General features: G+C 68.0%; 27 protein-coding genes and 1 pseudogene. 25 read left to right on the top strand and 3 right to left on the bottom strand.

The window, feature by feature from the left end:
• Positions 1-57: 57 nt before the first annotated feature.
• From DEJ47_RS05055 to DEJ47_RS05045, 3 genes and pseudogenes are all read right to left on the bottom strand, one after another.
• Positions 58-198, bottom strand: a pseudogene (locus DEJ47_RS05055) (undecaprenyl-diphosphatase); the annotation flags it as partial.
• Positions 195-1,583: an integrase gene (locus DEJ47_RS05050; protein ID WP_150165348.1), complete on the bottom strand. Its 1,389-nt coding sequence runs from the start codon at positions 1,581-1,583 to the stop codon at positions 195-197. The pseudogene DEJ47_RS05055 and the gene DEJ47_RS05050, both read right to left, overlap by 4 nt.
• Before the next feature lie 418 nt (positions 1,584-2,001).
• Complete coding sequence (locus DEJ47_RS05045; RefSeq protein WP_150165346.1) at positions 2,002-2,442, bottom strand: hypothetical protein; 441 nt, start codon at positions 2,440-2,442, stop codon at positions 2,002-2,004.
• A 174-nt stretch (positions 2,443-2,616) separates the two neighbouring features.
• On the opposite strand from DEJ47_RS05045, the gene DEJ47_RS05040 reads away from it, so the two are divergent.
• The 25 genes from DEJ47_RS05040 to DEJ47_RS04925 all read left to right on the top strand — a co-directional run bounded on the left by DEJ47_RS05040 (position 2,617) and on the right by DEJ47_RS04925 (position 14,163).
• Complete coding sequence (locus DEJ47_RS05040; protein ID WP_150165344.1) at positions 2,617-2,865, top strand: helix-turn-helix domain-containing protein; 249 nt, start codon at positions 2,617-2,619, stop codon at positions 2,863-2,865.
• A gap of 2 nt (positions 2,866-2,867) precedes the next feature.
• Positions 2,868-3,191, top strand: coding sequence for a hypothetical protein (locus tag DEJ47_RS05035; RefSeq protein WP_150165343.1), 324 nt, complete (start codon positions 2,868-2,870; stop codon positions 3,189-3,191).
• Positions 3,192-3,287: 96 nt separating this feature from the next.
• Positions 3,288-3,596 (top strand): hypothetical protein, encoded by a 309-nt coding sequence (locus DEJ47_RS05030; RefSeq protein WP_150165341.1) that lies wholly within the window; start codon positions 3,288-3,290, stop codon positions 3,594-3,596.
• Positions 3,593-4,399 (top strand): phage antirepressor KilAC domain-containing protein, encoded by an 807-nt coding sequence (locus tag DEJ47_RS05025; protein WP_150165339.1) that lies wholly within the window; start codon positions 3,593-3,595, stop codon positions 4,397-4,399. Before DEJ47_RS05030 ends, DEJ47_RS05025 begins: the two co-directional genes overlap by 4 nt.
• Complete coding sequence (locus DEJ47_RS05020; RefSeq protein ID WP_223828239.1) at positions 4,396-4,644, top strand: hypothetical protein; 249 nt, start codon at positions 4,396-4,398, stop codon at positions 4,642-4,644. Before DEJ47_RS05025 ends, DEJ47_RS05020 begins: the two co-directional genes overlap by 4 nt.
• Positions 4,641-4,817, top strand: a complete 177-nt coding sequence (locus tag DEJ47_RS36315; protein ID WP_190415286.1) for a hypothetical protein — start codon at positions 4,641-4,643, stop codon at positions 4,815-4,817. Before DEJ47_RS05020 ends, DEJ47_RS36315 begins: the two co-directional genes overlap by 4 nt.
• Positions 4,814-5,584 carry a hypothetical protein gene (locus DEJ47_RS05015; protein ID WP_150165337.1) on the top strand — a complete coding sequence of 257 codons (771 nt, stop codon included), beginning with the start codon at positions 4,814-4,816 and terminating at the stop codon, positions 5,582-5,584. The genes DEJ47_RS36315 and DEJ47_RS05015 overlap by 4 nt, the downstream gene beginning before the upstream one ends.
• Complete coding sequence (locus tag DEJ47_RS36310) at positions 5,581-5,841, top strand: hypothetical protein (RefSeq protein WP_190415284.1); 261 nt, start codon at positions 5,581-5,583, stop codon at positions 5,839-5,841. The genes DEJ47_RS05015 and DEJ47_RS36310 overlap by 4 nt, the downstream gene beginning before the upstream one ends.
• The gene (locus DEJ47_RS05005) at positions 5,838-6,065 is read left to right on the top strand and encodes a hypothetical protein (protein WP_150165335.1); all 228 of its coding nucleotides are present in this window, start codon (positions 5,838-5,840) and stop codon (positions 6,063-6,065) included. The genes DEJ47_RS36310 and DEJ47_RS05005 overlap by 4 nt, the downstream gene beginning before the upstream one ends.
• Positions 6,065-6,472, top strand: coding sequence for a hypothetical protein (locus tag DEJ47_RS05000; RefSeq protein ID WP_150165333.1), 408 nt, complete (start codon positions 6,065-6,067; stop codon positions 6,470-6,472). The genes DEJ47_RS05005 and DEJ47_RS05000 overlap by 1 nt, the downstream gene beginning before the upstream one ends.
• Positions 6,472-6,687 (top strand): hypothetical protein, encoded by a 216-nt coding sequence (locus tag DEJ47_RS04995; protein WP_150165331.1) that lies wholly within the window; start codon positions 6,472-6,474, stop codon positions 6,685-6,687. The genes DEJ47_RS05000 and DEJ47_RS04995 overlap by 1 nt, the downstream gene beginning before the upstream one ends.
• Positions 6,684-6,977, top strand: a complete 294-nt coding sequence (locus DEJ47_RS04990; RefSeq protein WP_150165330.1) for a hypothetical protein — start codon at positions 6,684-6,686, stop codon at positions 6,975-6,977. The genes DEJ47_RS04995 and DEJ47_RS04990 overlap by 4 nt, the downstream gene beginning before the upstream one ends.
• A complete protein-coding gene (locus DEJ47_RS04985) occupies positions 6,974-7,324 on the top strand; it encodes a hypothetical protein (RefSeq protein WP_150165328.1) in 351 nt (116 codons plus the stop codon). The genes DEJ47_RS04990 and DEJ47_RS04985 overlap by 4 nt, the downstream gene beginning before the upstream one ends.
• Positions 7,321-7,764, top strand: a complete 444-nt coding sequence (locus tag DEJ47_RS04980; RefSeq protein ID WP_150165326.1) for a hypothetical protein — start codon at positions 7,321-7,323, stop codon at positions 7,762-7,764. The genes DEJ47_RS04985 and DEJ47_RS04980 overlap by 4 nt, the downstream gene beginning before the upstream one ends.
• Positions 7,765-8,022 carry a hypothetical protein gene (locus DEJ47_RS04975; protein WP_150165324.1) on the top strand — a complete coding sequence of 86 codons (258 nt, stop codon included), beginning with the start codon at positions 7,765-7,767 and terminating at the stop codon, positions 8,020-8,022.
• Positions 8,022-8,765, top strand: a complete 744-nt coding sequence (locus DEJ47_RS04970) for a DNA-methyltransferase (RefSeq protein ID WP_150175440.1) — start codon at positions 8,022-8,024, stop codon at positions 8,763-8,765. Before DEJ47_RS04975 ends, DEJ47_RS04970 begins: the two co-directional genes overlap by 1 nt.
• Positions 8,766-8,878: 113 nt before the next feature.
• A complete protein-coding gene (locus DEJ47_RS04965; protein WP_150165323.1) occupies positions 8,879-9,085 on the top strand; it encodes a hypothetical protein in 207 nt (68 codons plus the stop codon).
• Between the two features lie 119 nt (positions 9,086-9,204).
• Positions 9,205-9,492: a hypothetical protein gene (locus DEJ47_RS04960; RefSeq protein ID WP_150165321.1), complete on the top strand. Its 288-nt coding sequence runs from the start codon at positions 9,205-9,207 to the stop codon at positions 9,490-9,492.
• Positions 9,489-10,325, top strand: coding sequence for a PD-(D/E)XK nuclease-like domain-containing protein (locus DEJ47_RS04955; RefSeq protein ID WP_150165319.1), 837 nt, complete (start codon positions 9,489-9,491; stop codon positions 10,323-10,325). The genes DEJ47_RS04960 and DEJ47_RS04955 overlap by 4 nt, the downstream gene beginning before the upstream one ends.
• Before the next feature lie 9 nt (positions 10,326-10,334).
• Positions 10,335-11,306 carry an ATP-binding protein gene (locus DEJ47_RS04950; protein WP_150165317.1) on the top strand — a complete coding sequence of 324 codons (972 nt, stop codon included), beginning with the start codon at positions 10,335-10,337 and terminating at the stop codon, positions 11,304-11,306.
• Between the two features lie 77 nt (positions 11,307-11,383).
• Complete coding sequence (locus DEJ47_RS04945; RefSeq protein WP_150165315.1) at positions 11,384-11,722, top strand: hypothetical protein; 339 nt, start codon at positions 11,384-11,386, stop codon at positions 11,720-11,722.
• Positions 11,719-12,756 carry a DUF5131 family protein gene (locus DEJ47_RS04940; protein ID WP_150165313.1) on the top strand — a complete coding sequence of 346 codons (1,038 nt, stop codon included), beginning with the start codon at positions 11,719-11,721 and terminating at the stop codon, positions 12,754-12,756. Before DEJ47_RS04945 ends, DEJ47_RS04940 begins: the two co-directional genes overlap by 4 nt.
• On the top strand, positions 12,753-13,097 hold the full coding sequence (locus DEJ47_RS04935) for a hypothetical protein (RefSeq protein ID WP_150165311.1): 345 nt from the start codon (positions 12,753-12,755) through the stop codon (positions 13,095-13,097). Before DEJ47_RS04940 ends, DEJ47_RS04935 begins: the two co-directional genes overlap by 4 nt.
• Positions 13,097-13,291, top strand: a complete 195-nt coding sequence (locus tag DEJ47_RS04930; protein WP_150165309.1) for a hypothetical protein — start codon at positions 13,097-13,099, stop codon at positions 13,289-13,291. The genes DEJ47_RS04935 and DEJ47_RS04930 overlap by 1 nt, the downstream gene beginning before the upstream one ends.
• Positions 13,288-14,163 (top strand): AAA family ATPase, encoded by an 876-nt coding sequence (locus DEJ47_RS04925; RefSeq protein ID WP_223828238.1) that lies wholly within the window; start codon positions 13,288-13,290, stop codon positions 14,161-14,163. Before DEJ47_RS04930 ends, DEJ47_RS04925 begins: the two co-directional genes overlap by 4 nt.
• Positions 14,164-14,213: the final 50 nt, after the last annotated feature.

Here is a 14,213-nt window from a genome sequence, read left to right as displayed (position 1 = left end):
ACACGAGCGAGGCGGGGAGGGCCGGCGCGAGGGACGACGTACGTCCCTGACCGGCGCTCAGCCTGCCGATTCGCCCGCGTGGGGACTCAACGCACCCGTGCCGACCAGCACGATCAGCACGATGCCCAGCAGGACGCGGTAGTAGACGAACGGCATGAAGCTCTTCGTGGTGATGAACTTCATGAACCAGATCATCATTCAGGGTGCTGCACCGCTGTGACCTGCCGGTTCCACCACTCGACGAGAGTGAGCGGGAGAGAAATGGGAGAACCGTCGGGCAACTCCGGCTTCTCCTCCCGCAGGAACCGCTCGAAGCGCTCCTGCAACGAATCCATGATGGCCTGCTCCATGGCCGTTGTCACGTTCGCGTACAGCCCCTCGACGCCGGCGACTTCGTGACCCATCCGGCTCTCTGTAGCGATCCGGCTGTGCCCGTCCTCGTCGATCCACTCCTTGTGGCCGTGCCGCAGCAGGTACAGGCGCTTCCCGGCGTAGGAGGTCGCGGGGATTTCCGGCAGGGGCCGTCGGGAGGCGACGGTCTGACGCTGGCCCAGACGGGTCCGCTCGAAATCCGCCGAGGCGTCCCGGCCGTCTGCGATTGGCCGCCAGTAGTAGTAGGTGAAGTTCGCGTTCGCCAGCAGGCCGCCCGTCACCGACCGGAAAACGTACTCGCCGTCATGGCTGGCGAGCAGCAGCCCCAGCAGCGAGGTGAGGAACGGGGGCAGGACCAGGGCGCGCCGCGACTCGTACTTCGGCGGAAACGTCTGAAGCGCGCCGTCTTTCCGCTGATGCTGCCACTGAACGCGCACCGCGGGCATCAGGCCGGGTCCGTAGCGCTCAAGATCCTCCGCGTGCCGCTCGGCGCGGTCATGCTCGTCCGGGTCGTCCAGCGGGTCGCTAGCAGGCCAGGCGGGATGCGTGTAGACCCGGCGCAGAGCATAGAGCTCTGCGGGGCGCATGCCGGTGCAGGCCATCGTCCACACGAAGACGAAGCCGTCCAGGCCCCAGAATGTGAGCGCGTTGCAGGCCAGCTGGTGGACGTCTGCGATGCGCATCTCGCGCTTGCGTTCGCGCGGCTTCTTCTTGTACTTCCCGCGGCGGGCGCGCTTGCCTTTCGGGACCGGCGAGGCGGCGCGCAGGCCGTCGTCGACGGCGTCGTCCATGAGCATGGAGAAGACGGTGAGGATCTCCTCACCGTATTTGTCGCCGACGTTCGGCTTCGCCTTGAGCTGGATCTTCCACGCCCGGTAGGCGGAGGGCTTGATGTCCCCGACCGCGGTGTCGCCCCAGCGGGGCACTATGTACAGCCGCAGCATGGACCGGATCGCCTTGTCGCGCAGGTGCCCGACGTCGAGGGTGTCCGGCCAGGTGCGGCAGTAGTCCCGCATGAGCAGGGAGCCGTCCCGCTTGCTGACGTAGCGGTCATTGCGGATGTCGGCCTCGCGGTCGAGGCCGTAGTTCTTGGCGACGGCCTCGTCGGTGAATCCGCCCTGCTGGTCGTAGATCCACTTGCCGCGGTCGTCCTTGGCGCCGGTGTTCCACACGACTCGGCAGGTGTTTCCGCGCCACTCGACGTATGCCATGGCCGCTCCTTGGGCGTGCTTGCGGTGGCCGGCTGGCACCCCTACCGCCGGCCCTCCGCTGCGCCTGCGCCTACTGTGCGGAGCTGCCTATGAAGCAGCCCTGGCAGTCGGCGCAGGAGCCTCCTTGACGCTCTATCAGGCTGCGTACTTTGCGGCGTGCTTGTGCGTCGTACTCAACCTTCGGCGTCGCTACACACACGAGTCTCCCAGCCACACGACCATGGAAACCAAAGAAGCCTGGCCCAAGGTCGACCATGAGCAATTCGTGCATGGGCTCCCCCTTTCGGGTGCGAGGGAACCTCCCAAGTAGTCGCTGATCCTGCCATGTTGGCGGGCAGTTGTGACCAGATTCGCCCGGAGTGGTGGTCGTCAACATGTAACGAAACGGTGTATGGGAAAGGTTGTGCGGCAGGTCTGATCAATTGCGGTCAATACCGCGTGCCTTCCAGCGCTCCATGACCTCCTCGACGGCGCGCTGTTTGAGGGCGCGGATCTGGGGAGCGGTGAGGTCGTCGCTGATCGAGATGGCGGCGTCCTGGACTGCGTCGCCTACATCCTTGGCCAGGTCTTCGACGCGGAGCGGCGAGATGGTTCCGGTCTCGTCCTGCTCGATGAGGGTGGCGGCTGTGGCGCCGTTGAGGATGTCTGCGCAGCTGCCCGGCGCCCAGCCGAGGACGGCTTCAATTTTGGCGTAGGTAAGCCGGCGGACCGGCTTGGCGGCCTCGATCTTGTCGTAGGTGTTGATCTGCACTGCCGCGGCCCTGGCTACATCGATCTTGTTCATGCCGAGGTCGACGCGGCGCTGGATGACCGCGGTAGCGAGCCGCTGCAGCGCGGCTACGTCTTGTGGGGGTGCCATGACGCACATCATCGCAGGACCTCTCAGGAACAGCTAGGAACACCCTCCTATCTGGCCGGAACCTTGACGGTTCCGTGGCGCGGAGCGCCGTGTCAAAACGAGATCATGCGTGTTTCTGCATGTTACTACGGAGTACTGGTAGCGCAGGCTCGTAGAAACACGTAGCTTCAGTGCATGGAAAGACCCCCAGCCACCTACCAGGTGCACGGGCCATCGCTCCGAAGGCACCGCATGGGCCAGGGCCGCTCAGTCCAAGCAGTCGCTGAAGCGGCAGGAATCTCACGCAGCTACCTGCAACGGCTTGAAACCGGCACCCGGGAGTGCATGGGGCCCGAGCGCTACATACGGCTCCGCACCGCCCTCAACGCCACAGACGACCAGATCCTCGCCCCACCAGAGGCTCCGTCACACGAAAGAAGGTGAACATGTCCACCCCGAATGTCAGCACGATCGACATCGACTCGCTGATGCGCCGGGACGGCTACGTGAAGCCCCGGGAGGCCGCCCGCGCGCTGGAATGCGGCGAGCGCTGGCTCCTCGACGGGCTGAACAAGCACGGTTTCCCCCACACCCGCATGGGCCGGGCGAAGTGGCTCAACGAGAGCCACATTCGAGAGATCCGCTCCTTGTGTGAGGTTCCCGCCGACCGGGCCAAGATCTCCCGCCTGCGCCGCTCCAAGAGCAAGCCGACCAAGCCTGCCAAGCGGGCACAGAACGTCGAGCCGACCCGCACCAAGTCCGCCGCTTGACGGCGATGCGGCCCCAACCGCCGGGGGCCTAAGCCCGGCAGCCGGGGCCTACGAGCACCACCCTCACCATCTCCAGACGAAGAAAGGCGAAGCCCGATGCCTTCATCATCTCCCATCTCTGATCGCGAGGCCGCAAAGGCCCGCATCCGCGCCAAGCTCACCGCACGTCACAACCAGACGGCCCGCGAGTACCTCTCCTGCCTGCTGCACGCCACGAACACGCACTCCGAAGCTGAGGCGATCCTCGACACCTTCGAGAGGCAGAGCGACACGGCTGCGCGGCTCAACCGCGTGCTCGACATCTGTGACAAGGGTGTGCGGGCTGGAGAGGAACTGGTCGACATCGACCGCATCCACGCTGCCGCTCTCGGCGACGACGTCCGGCAGTCGGGCGGTGGGCGATGACGACGCCTCTCGTCTTCACCTTCCCGGAGACCGCGCAGCACGTGCGGTCCGTGATGATCGACGGTGAGCCGTGGTGGGTCGCGGCCGACGTCTGCACCGTCCTGGAGATCGGCAACGCCCGCCAGGCCGTGAGCTACCTCGACGACGACGAGGTACAGCAGGTACCCGTCACTACTAATGACGGGTCCTCCCGTTCTCTCCCGACGAACGTCATCTCCGAGCCGGGCCTCTACTCCGTGATCCTCCGCAGCCGTAAGCCGCAAGCGAAGGCATTCAAGCGCTGGATCACCCATGAGGTCATCCCGTCCATCCGCCAGACCGGCTCGTACTCGGCCGCTCCCCGCGAGATGACGAAGCTCGAAGCGTTGCAGGCGGCGATCGAGTCCGAGGAAGGCCGCCTCGCCGCTGAGGCCCGCATCAAGGAGCTGGAGCCCGCCGCGAACTCGTGGCAGACCCTGGCTTCCGGAGAAGGCGACTTCTCGGTGGCGGACGCCGCGAAGATCCTGTCCCGCGACCCGTCGATCGAGACGGGCAGGAACCGGCTGTTTGGGATCCTGCACGAACTCGACTGGGCTTACGTCCAGAACGCGGACCACCGGTATCGGGCGAAGCAGTACGCGGTAGAGCGCCGCTGGCTTTCTGAGCTCCCGCAGTCGTACACGCACCCGCGGACGGGTGAGTTGACGCTCGGCGCCCCGCAGTTGCGGGTGACGGTCAAGGGCTTGCATGAGCTGCATAAGCGGCTTGGCGGTACGGCCGCGGTGCAGCTCCCGCCAGCGCCGGTGCAGGGAGGCGCGTCGTGATCACGCTGACGTTCCCGAAGGTGCCGATGCCGGACAGTGTGGCCGTCCTCATCGGCAAGCAGATCCCCGAACACGTCCTGCTGGCGGAGAAGGCGGCGACGGACGTGGTCGACGAACTTCCGGCGTGTCTGGGTCCGGAGGGTCGGGAGGCGCTGGCCCGCAGCCTGCACACCCTGGCTGCCGCGAACAAGACGTTGGCCGCGTACAACCCTGGCTTGATCGTCCGGTTCGGGGGTGCGCGATGAGTACGTGTCCTCCGGAGCTGGTCGCTGACGTCGATGAAGTTTTCCTGGGTTGGTGGGACGACGAGGTCATGGCCATCGTGCGCGAGCCGTACACGGTCGGTGCGATCACCGCCTACGCCCGGCGCGATGGTGGCGCCTACATCCCCTCTGACGACGAGGACGGTGCGTCATGACGGACTCGATCCGCACGGCGGCCGATGCGGTCCGTGAGCTGGGTTCCCTGCCGATGCCGGTCGGCCCCGACCCGCAGCCGACACCCGCCCGCCTGTCGCCGCAGCGCGAAGCCGAGATCGCCGCCCGTGTCGAAGCCGCAACGAAGGGGCCGTGGGGCTTCTACGACGGTGACACCTACGCGGACGTGGCCGCCGACCTTCAGATGACGAGCCGTGCCTCGTACTCGTACCGCCAGAAGATCGCCCAGCTCGAAGATGAGAACTACTGGGACGACCCGGCCCACGAGGACCACGACGAGCAGCGGGCGCCCGAGCAGATGGGTGCAAACGCCGAGTTCATCGCCCACGCCCGTGAGGACGTGCCCGCGCTCCTCGCCGAGTTGGCTGCGGTCCGCGCCGAACGCGACGAGGCGCGACGGATGCTGAACGCCACGGCACGGCTCGCGGGACGGCTGGAGAACCGGGTGAACCGGGCGGCTGCCGAACGCGACGAGGCCAAGACGACCCTCCGCGAAGCGTGTGAGCAAGTCGCCGAACGGGACCACGAGATCGGCGGGCTGCACGCCGAGGTCGCGCGGCTGAAGGCCGAGCTGGCGACGAAGCGTGACGAGATCGCCGACGACATTCACCGCGCCGAACTCCCCGTATTCGCCGAGACGGAGAACCCGGTGCTCGTCGCGAAGACAGTCCGAGCCATCGACTGGCGGCTCGCCGCACGCGGCAGCGCAGCCCCGTACTGGGTGGCCAGGACGGAGGCAGGCCGATGACCGTCAACCCGATCGAGCGCCTGGACACGCCTGCCGCCGTGGTAGAGGCCGAGGCCCGGCGCATCCAAGCGCAGCGGCAGGTCGACGAGTCGGTGGCGAAGCTCCGCTACCTCCTCGCTCACCCCGCCGAGTTCGCGACGCCCGCCCCTGAGGGATTGCGGGCCGAGTACTCGCATCTGCTGCACGACGCCGACGCCGACGCCGTCACCCGCCCCTTCGTCGACCTGCGCAAGGGCACCACCTGGAGGACCCCATGACCGACACGCAGATCACCTACGCGCGGGCCCGTCTGGGGGGTCGCGCCGAGGACGTCGTACTCGCCGATACGCGCTCCGGAGGCCTGGTCGTGTATGTCGGCGGGGCGCTCGCCATCGACATCCCCACCACCCTCGACCCGGACGTTCTTGACGCACTGTCCGACGCGTTCGCGCGCGCCGCACAGCAGCAGACCAGCAGGCACGGAATCAAGGCGGTGGCGTGATGACCCGCCCGAGCACGCCGGACCGCATCAACGCGGACGGCTCGAAGACCATCAAGATGAAGCGTGCCTGCAACGGCTGCGGGAAGCACATCGGGGACGTCACCGACGAGGAGATGGCCGCCGCAATGAACGGCCGACCCCTGCCCGACGTCCGCCGCGAGTGCCCCGCTTGCGGCCCCACCGCCCCGCCGCCCGTATGCATGCCCACGCAGATCGTCGAAGGCGGCGCCTACTGCGTGATCCGCGACTGCAACCACGAGGTCGAGAACGACGGCGACTACTGCGACCAGGTGAGCGAGAAGACGGTCTGTGCGACGCACTCCACGTTCGCGTCCGGCTTCGAAGAGAGCTACGAGGTGGTCACCGTCTCCGCTCCGTGGCCGTGCACGAAGGGGCAGGTGGTGTGATGACCGCGATCCTGCCGGAGCGGCCGACCGTCCTGGACGAGCTGCCGCCCATGCCCGACAGCGCCGACCCGGTGATCCTCCCCGGCCTGCTCGCCGGCGTCGGCCTCACCGAACGCCGTGTGCCCGCCTGGGTCACGGACCCGGGCCTGAAGGCGTCGATCCTCGACGGCCACATGGAAATCCCCGACGACCTCAACCCGCAGGCGGCGTCATGACCGCCACCGATCAGGCGGCGCGTGCCGCGATCCTCCAGCTGACACAGCGCCTGAACGAACTCACCGATCTGCTACAGCAGGCGGCCCGCGAAAACCGGCGGCTGCTGCGACTGGTCTCACACGGCGGTCAGCAGCCCAAAGCACGCGTGTTCCACACCGCGCAGGCAGCCAACGACTTCATCGTCGGCCAGCTCGCCCCCAACCGCGAATGCGGATGGTGCACCCCGTCGACCAACATCGCCCGGCCCCGGCCCGGCATCCGCGACCTGAACCCGGAGGCCACGTCATGACCCTCACCGAACCGTCTGTGATCCCACCGGAAGAGGCCACCCTGCGCCGCAAACTGGACCGCCTCCAGGCAGAACTCCGCCAGTACAAGGAACTCGCCGCCCGCCAGGCCGAACGCCTGCACATCCTGCAGGCCGCGAACGAGGGCGCCTACCGCGACCAGTACGACGCCGCCGCCGGCCCCCACCTGTGCCCGGCCAGTCCGTTCGGTCAGGCCGCCCCCACGCCGACCTTCGAGGATCGCGACGAGGCCATGGCGTGGCTCGACGCCCAGATCCGTACCGAGGTCGACCCGACCCGACGTGCGGCCTGGCGTCTGCTGCGAGACGCGACGAAGGGGCAGGCATGAGCATGCTGACCCGCGCCCGCCACATCGGACGCCACCGCGGCAAGACCCCCGCGCAGTTGAAGAAGGAGCTCGATCAGGCGGGCTGCACGCTGATCGGGCTCGCCACGGAGATCGACGGGCTGCGGGCGGAACGTGACCGGCTCGAAGCGCAGTTGGACGCCGCAGGTATCGAACTGTCCGGCGTCCGTGACGACCTGAGCGCCGCCCGGAAGCAGATCCGGCACCTCGATGCGGTCGTCCTGCTCCGCGACCGGAAGATCGACGACCTCAACCGCAAGATCGACGTTGGCGTCAAAGCCGAACACGTCATCTCCAAGACGCAGGAACTCGACGGCGAGGAGATCCGCCGCCACTTGCACGCCTCCCCGCAAGCCGCGGTCACCAACCCCGGCACCGTGCGGCAAACCAGCTGGGGCCGAGACGGCGAGGGGGTGGCGTAGATGGCCACACGCCAGATCGTCTGTCACATCGCCGTATGCGACGTGTGTGGCCAGCGGCCCCCGGACGACTACCACTGGGACGACCCGCAGGTAGCCGTCGACATGGCCGCGGAGGAAGCGGACTGGACCCGCATCGGCGACACGCTCGTCTGCGGAACCACCGACCCCCTCCACGACAGGGCCCGCGGCGGCGAAAGCCCCGCACTGCTCCGGCCGACCCGCGCCGCCATGACCATCACGTACACGGAGGTGGCGTGATGGCCCCCTACTGGGAAGACGAGGACGCCGGTATCGCCCTCTACCTCGGCGATATGCGGGAGATCCTGCCCGCGCTCGACGTGCAGGCCGATTGCGTGATCGCCGATCCACCGTATGCCGAGACAAGCCTTGCCTGGGACCGGTGGCCGGACGGCTGGCCCACCCTTGCTGCGACCGTCGCTTCGTCGATGTGGTGCTTCGGATCGATGCGCATGTTCCTCGACCGGCGTGCGGAGTTCGACGGCTGGAAGCTCAGCCAAGACGTCGTCTGGGAGAAGCACAACGGGACCGGGTTCGCTTCGGATCGATTCAAGCGCGTCCACGAGATCGCCACCCACTGGTATCGCGGCGACTGGCGCAGCGTGCACCACGACACGCCACGCGTCGCCTACACCGGACCTGACAAGCACACACGGGCCAGATACGACGACCGTGCCGCCCACGCTGGCACGATCAAGGCCGTCACCTACGAAGACGATGGAACTCGGCTCATCCGGTCAGTCGTCAAGGTCAAATCCGTGCGTGGCCGCGCGAACCACGAGACGGAGAAGCCGCTCGGAATCCTCGATCCGTTGATCCGCTACGCCTGCCCCGAGGGCGGCCTCGTCCTCGATCCGTTCGCTGGCAGCTGCTCCACGTTGGACGCGGCCCGTCAGGCCGGACGCCGCGCGATCGGCATCGAACGCCACGAGCCCTACGCGGAAGCCGCAGCGCGCCGCTTGGACGCGCTGGTCTTCACCTGAGACGGCCGGGCCGCTGGATGGGACAGCGGCCAGCGAGCCCGGCCACCAACGCACAAACCCCCGCCCGGGGATAGCGGGCGGGGATCCCCACCAGCATCCCACGGAGGACTGTCATGCCTGAACTGCCTAACGAGATCGCATGGACGCTCGTCAACATGGAGGACTGGGGTGGCGGCCTTGAGCGCACCTATCGCGCCGACAACGTCGAACACACCAACTGCGGCGGTGACGTACTGCTGATCCACCTCCACGACGAGTTGGGCGCTGTGACCGGAGTGCATTCCCGCTGCGCCAAGTGCGACGAGGACCTCACCGCCTAACCACCCCACAGCCAGCCGCGTGGAGCAGCCGGCCGCTCCGCGGCATCCCAGGGCCAGGCCCCCGCACACCCCCTGTCGGGGGCCTGGCCCGCCCACCAGCACACCCTGAACGGAGTCACATGAGCACCAACCGCATCACAAGGCAGACTGCGCCGCTCCGCTGCACCAGCTGCAGCGACGACGACGGCCCGTTCACGAAAGCCGGTCTCTGCGAGGACTGCACACCCGCCGCGGCCTTGCGTAGCGCTCTGGAAGACGGCGGCCACCTCGACGAGGACGGCCTGCGCCTCATGAACAACTACGCCGCCGACGTCCTGCGCGACGCCGCGGACATGCTGCGGACGGTGCCCGGCTGCGAGAGCGCTGCCCGCATCGTCGACAGCCTCGCCGCCGGACGGACCGCATGACCGCCGCCGTCGAGGCCCCGGAGGAGGTGCAGCCGGGCCTGTACGACATCTCCGCCGATCTCTACCACAGCGACCCGATCCCCGGCGGCAGCCTCTCCTCCACCGGGGCCCGCAAGCTCGCCACCGAATGCCCCGCCAAGTTCAAGTACTGGGTGGACAACCCGCAGCCACCGAAGCGGCACCTCGACCTCGGCACCGCGGCCCACAACGTCCTACTGGAAGCGGGCGACAACATCGTCGTCACCGAGTTCGACGACTGGCGCACCAAAGCGGCCCGCGAACAACGGGACGCCATCCGCGCCGACGGCGGCGTGCCCCTGCTGTTCCACGAAGGCGAGCAGCTGACCGCGATGGTCGACCAGCTGCGACGACACCCCGAAGCCGCCGCCCTCCTGGAGCCCGGCTCCGGCGTCGCCGAACAGTCCGCGTTCTGGGAAGACCAAGGGATCTGGCGGCGGGCCCGCTTCGACTGGCTGCGCCACGACGGTCAGCTCGTCGACTACAAGACCACCAAGTCGGCGAACCCCATCGACCTGCCCAAGGTGATCCACGACTGGGGCTACCACCAGCAGCAGGAGTACTACCTCGACGCCGGTCTCGCCCTCGACCTGGTCGACCCCGAGAAGCCGTTCCAGTTCGTGCTCCAGGAGAAGGAGCCGCCCTACCTCGTGGTCGTCACGACCTGCGACCCAGTGGCCCGCGGCATCGGCCGCCACCTCAACGACCGGGCCCTCAACACCTACGCGCTGTGCCGCGAGTCCGGCGAATGGCCCGGATACCTCGAATCCCCGCTCACCGCGCTGCCCGCCTGGGTCGAGCGCCAGTACGCCTAGGAGAACCGCATGTCTCAGCTTGGCCAGCCCGTCCGCGCAGGGCGACAGCAGCAGCAATCCAGCAACGAGTACGACGAGGGCGGCTTCACCTTCCGCCCGGCCACCAAGGAGCAGGCCAAGGCCCGCATCGCTATCCAGGGCGTATCCGGCTCCGGAAAGACGTGGACGTCGCTCGCCCTCGCCAACGGCCTTTCAGGCGGCAAGCGGTTCGCCGTCATCGACACCGAACGAGGCGCCGCCTCCAAGTACGTCGGCATCAACGGCATCCAGTTCGACGTCCTCCAGATGCAGCGCTTCGACCCCCGCGACCTCGTCAAGGCCCTCGCCGCCGCCGCACAGGCCGGATACGAGGTCGTCCTCGTCGACTCCCTCTCGCACTACTGGAAGGGCACCGACGGTGCTCTCGATCAGGTCGAGAAGCACAAGGGCAAGTACGGGAACAACTCGTTCGCCGGGTGGAAGGACGTCACCCCGATGCAGAACGACATGATCGACGCCCTCCTCTCGTACCCCGGGCACGTCGTCGTCACGATGCGCTCTCACACCGAGTGGGTGCTCCAGGAGAACGAGCGGGGCCGCAAGGAGCCCGTCGCGATGGGGATGCGCGCCGAGCAGCGCAAGGGCGTGGAGTACGAGTTCGACGTCGTCGGCGCCATGGACGTCACCAACACGCTGAAGATCCTCAAGTCTCGCTGCCCGGCCCTGCACAACCAGACCCTCGAGCGCCCCGACGGCGACACCGACATCGCCAAGCCGCTCCTCGAGTGGCTGAACGACGGCGCCGAGCCGATCGACCCGACCGCCTGGGTTGACGCCGCCACGGCCGCAGACGCCACCGCAGACAGCTTGCTCGCCACCTACCGCGAAGCCGAGGCGCACGGTGCGCTCGCCACCCCATTCCTGCACCCGGCCAGCGGCGAGCCGACCAACCTCGGCGACTTCATCAAGGAACGCGGCACCGCGCTCAAGAACGCTGCCTAGCCCGCACACGCCTGAGCCGCCCCGCGGGTATCGGGGCGGCTCGGAACCCAGCACACCACATCCAGGAGACAACCGCCATGAAGGTATCGCTCTGCAAGCACAGCTTCCCGTGCCAGCCGCCGCACGGGTCGATCTTCCGTCCCGGCGACTGCACCGGCTGCGGCCTCACCTACGCCGACCACGAGGCCGAGCTCCGCCGCCAGGAAGAGGCCCTGATCGTCGGCAGCTCCCGCGACGGCCACTGCCCCGACTGCAGCCAGGCCCGCCGCCTGTTCCGGTTCCAGCCGCCCGCCCAGCCCTGGCACGACCCCGACTACGAGCCGCCCGTCACGTTCCTGTGCACCGACTGCTTCAACAACGCCGCCGACGCCCACAACGCCATGGTCAACGCCGTCTTCGAGGAGGCGGCCCGATGAGCGCTACGACAACGATCGAGTGGACCGACGCCACCTGGAATCCGATCACCGGCTGCACCAAGGTCACGCCGGGCTGCGACAACTGCTACGCCGAGACGTTCGCCGAGCGCTGGCGCGGCATCCCCGGCCACCACTTCGAGAACGGCTTCGACCTCACTCTCCGCCCCAACGCCCTGACCATGCCGCTGCGCTGGCGCAAGCCCCGCAAGGTCTTCGTAAATTCCATGAGCGACTTGTTCCACAAGGTCGTCCCCGACTCGTACATCGCTCACGTCTTCGCGATCATGGCGTTGACGCCACAGCACACCTACCAGGTGCTGACCAAGCGCCACGGGCGGATGCGGTCCCTCCTCAAAAGTCACGCGTTCGTCGCCCAGGTCGACGGCTACCGCGAGGAGATCCGGCCTGGCTGCGGTGACTTCGACTGGCCGCTGCCGAATGTGTGGCTGGGCGTGAGCGTGGAGGATCAGAAGCGCGCCGACCTCCGCATCCCGGCGCTAGTGGAGACTCTGGCCGCGGTGCGATTCCTGTCGTGTGAACCGCTCCTCGGTCCCGTCGACCTGTCGGCGTGGATGCCCGCCGGGCCCGCGAACTGGCGCTGCCAGGAACCGTCCTGCCGCTGCTACTTCACCGGCCCTCTCCAGCGGCACTGCCCGAACTGTGGAGCCGACGGCATGTGGACCGGCAGCCACACCGGCAACGGTCGCCCGAACGGACAGCCGATCGGATGGGTCATCGCAGGCGGAGAATCCGGTCCTGGAGCCCGGCCGATGAGCCCCGACTGGGCTCGCGCCCTCCGCGATCAGTGCTCCGCCGCCGAGGTCCCGTACCTGTTCAAGCAGTGGGGTGCCTACCAGCCGACCGGCTACATGGCCATCGGCGCCTCCGACAAGGGCTGCGTGTTCGTCGGCGAGCCCATTGACGACCTTGGCCATCGCTGGGAGATGCGCCGTGTCGGCAAGAGGGCCGCCGGCCGTGAACTCGATGGCCGCACCTGGGATCAGTTCCCCACCACGACGGGAGTTGCCTCATGACCGCGACCGTGCAGCCCGCTCTCGACGGTAGCGTCCCCGCCCCGCACAAGACGAAGACGCAGCGGCAGGCGGAGGACTACGAGTCGTGGCTCGCAGAGGTCTGGCCCAAGTTCATAGACGCCGCCGCGACGGGCCGCGTCTTCACCTGCTACGAGATCGCCGACACCCACGACCTCCCGTCGCCGCCTGTACCTCAGGCGCACTGGGGCCGGCTGATGACGCTCCTCCGCGACGAGGGCTACGTGCGGACCGCGGGCTGGGCCTGCACCAACCGGCCCACCGCCCACCACTCCGGGGTCCGCACCTGGAAGGGCACCCCCGCCGCGAGGGGGCGGACGTGATGGCCGCCGATCCGCGCCAATTCCGCCTCCGTAACGAGGGCCCCGACGTGTTCGTCCTGATCTGCCTCATCTGCTTCGAGCCCTTCACGGACAACGCGCACGCCGAGATCCGCATCCAGGACCCGAACCCGCTCCTCGACGACATCCTCACCGCCGCCAACGACCACCAGCACGGAAGGGAACCGGACCTGTGAGCAGCCGCAGCAAACGCAACCAGCCGGTCGGCGACATGTTCCCCGGCATGACGGACGCCGACGTCATCATCAAGGGGCGGGCTCACAAGCTCCCCAAGAGGCCGCCGAAGACTGAACGAGGCGCCGCCTCCAAGTACGTCGGCATTAACGGCATCCAGTTCGATGTCCTGCAGATGCAGCGCTTCGACCCCCGCGACCTCGTCAAGGCCCTCGCCGCCGCCGCACAGGCCGGATACGAGGTCGTCCTCGTCGACTCCCTCTCCCACTTCTGGAAAGGCACCGACGGAACCCTCGAACAGGTCGACAAGGCCAAGTCCCGCTACGGCGGCAACTCCTTCGCCGGTTGGAAGGAGGGCACCCCGATGCAGAACGAAATGATCGACGCCCTGCTGTCCTTCCCCGGGCACGTCGTCGTCACGATGCGCTCCCACACCGAATGGGTCCTCCAGGAGAACGACCGGGGTCGCAAAGAGCCCGTCGCCATGGGAATGCGCGCCGAACAGCGCAAGGGCGTGGAGTACGAGTTCGACGTCGTCGGCGCCATGGACGTCACCAACACCCTGCGGATCCTCAAGTCCCGCTGCCCAGCCCTCCACAACCAGGTGCTCGAGCGGCCCGACGGCAGCACGGACATCGCCAAGCCGCTACTCGACTGGCTCAACGACGGCGTCGCGGTCACCGACCCGTCGGCCTGGATTGACGCCGCGACCGCCCCGGACGCCACCGCGGAAAGCCTCCTCGCCACCTACCGCGACGTCGAATCGCGCGGCGCGCTCGCCACGCCGCTCCTGCACCCGCAGACCGGCGAGCCGACCAACCTCGGTGACTTCATCAAGGAACGCGGCACCGCGCTCAAGAACGCCCAGCGGTAGCCCGCGCACGCCTGAGCCGGCCGCGGGCAAGGCGGCCGGCTCCTCTCCAA

The organism is Streptomyces venezuelae (assembly GCF_008642355.1).
Classification (GTDB): Bacteria; Actinomycetota; Actinomycetes; order Streptomycetales; family Streptomycetaceae; genus Streptomyces; species Streptomyces venezuelae_B.
Note: the sequence above shows the minus strand (reverse complement) of the source record. Positions and strands in the feature narration are given on the sequence as shown.

Bases quoted from the DNA above. Each gene is read 5' to 3' on its own strand.
- DEJ47_RS05030 (WP_150165341.1), top strand. From the start codon at position 3,288: ATGCCTTCATCATCTCCCATCTCTGATCGCGAGGCCGCAAAGGCCCGC.
- DEJ47_RS04980 (WP_150165326.1), top strand. From the start codon at position 7,321: ATGAGCATGCTGACCCGCGCCCGCCACATCGGACGCCACCGCGGCAAG.
- DEJ47_RS05025 (WP_150165339.1), top strand. From the start codon at position 3,593: ATGACGACGCCTCTCGTCTTCACCTTCCCGGAGACCGCGCAGCACGTG.
- DEJ47_RS04955 (WP_150165319.1), top strand. From the start codon at position 9,489: ATGACCGCCGCCGTCGAGGCCCCGGAGGAGGTGCAGCCGGGCCTGTAC.
- DEJ47_RS04930 (WP_150165309.1), top strand. From the start codon at position 13,097: ATGGCCGCCGATCCGCGCCAATTCCGCCTCCGTAACGAGGGCCCCGAC.
- DEJ47_RS04970 (WP_150175440.1), top strand. From the start codon at position 8,022: ATGGCCCCCTACTGGGAAGACGAGGACGCCGGTATCGCCCTCTACCTC.
- DEJ47_RS05045 (WP_150165346.1), bottom strand. From the start codon at position 2,442: ATGGCACCCCCACAAGACGTAGCCGCGCTGCAGCGGCTCGCTACCGCG.
- DEJ47_RS05015 (WP_150165337.1), top strand. From the start codon at position 4,814: ATGACGGACTCGATCCGCACGGCGGCCGATGCGGTCCGTGAGCTGGGT.
- DEJ47_RS04965 (WP_150165323.1), top strand. From the start codon at position 8,879: ATGCCTGAACTGCCTAACGAGATCGCATGGACGCTCGTCAACATGGAG.
- DEJ47_RS04935 (WP_150165311.1), top strand. From the start codon at position 12,753: ATGACCGCGACCGTGCAGCCCGCTCTCGACGGTAGCGTCCCCGCCCCG.
- DEJ47_RS05050 (WP_150165348.1), bottom strand. From the start codon at position 1,583: ATGGCATACGTCGAGTGGCGCGGAAACACCTGCCGAGTCGTGTGGAAC.
- DEJ47_RS04940 (WP_150165313.1), top strand. From the start codon at position 11,719: ATGAGCGCTACGACAACGATCGAGTGGACCGACGCCACCTGGAATCCG.
- DEJ47_RS04990 (WP_150165330.1), top strand. From the start codon at position 6,684: ATGACCGCCACCGATCAGGCGGCGCGTGCCGCGATCCTCCAGCTGACA.
- DEJ47_RS04975 (WP_150165324.1), top strand. From the start codon at position 7,765: ATGGCCACACGCCAGATCGTCTGTCACATCGCCGTATGCGACGTGTGT.
- DEJ47_RS05035 (WP_150165343.1), top strand. From the start codon at position 2,868: ATGTCCACCCCGAATGTCAGCACGATCGACATCGACTCGCTGATGCGC.
- DEJ47_RS04960 (WP_150165321.1), top strand. From the start codon at position 9,205: ATGAGCACCAACCGCATCACAAGGCAGACTGCGCCGCTCCGCTGCACC.
- DEJ47_RS36310 (WP_190415284.1), top strand. From the start codon at position 5,581: ATGACCGTCAACCCGATCGAGCGCCTGGACACGCCTGCCGCCGTGGTA.
- DEJ47_RS05005 (WP_150165335.1), top strand. From the start codon at position 5,838: ATGACCGACACGCAGATCACCTACGCGCGGGCCCGTCTGGGGGGTCGC.
- DEJ47_RS04945 (WP_150165315.1), top strand. From the start codon at position 11,384: ATGAAGGTATCGCTCTGCAAGCACAGCTTCCCGTGCCAGCCGCCGCAC.
- DEJ47_RS04985 (WP_150165328.1), top strand. From the start codon at position 6,974: ATGACCCTCACCGAACCGTCTGTGATCCCACCGGAAGAGGCCACCCTG.
- DEJ47_RS05000 (WP_150165333.1), top strand. From the start codon at position 6,065: ATGACCCGCCCGAGCACGCCGGACCGCATCAACGCGGACGGCTCGAAG.
- DEJ47_RS05040 (WP_150165344.1), top strand. From the start codon at position 2,617: ATGGAAAGACCCCCAGCCACCTACCAGGTGCACGGGCCATCGCTCCGA.
- DEJ47_RS04995 (WP_150165331.1), top strand. From the start codon at position 6,472: ATGACCGCGATCCTGCCGGAGCGGCCGACCGTCCTGGACGAGCTGCCG.
- DEJ47_RS36315 (WP_190415286.1), top strand. From the start codon at position 4,641: ATGAGTACGTGTCCTCCGGAGCTGGTCGCTGACGTCGATGAAGTTTTC.
- DEJ47_RS04950 (WP_150165317.1), top strand. From the start codon at position 10,335: ATGTCTCAGCTTGGCCAGCCCGTCCGCGCAGGGCGACAGCAGCAGCAA.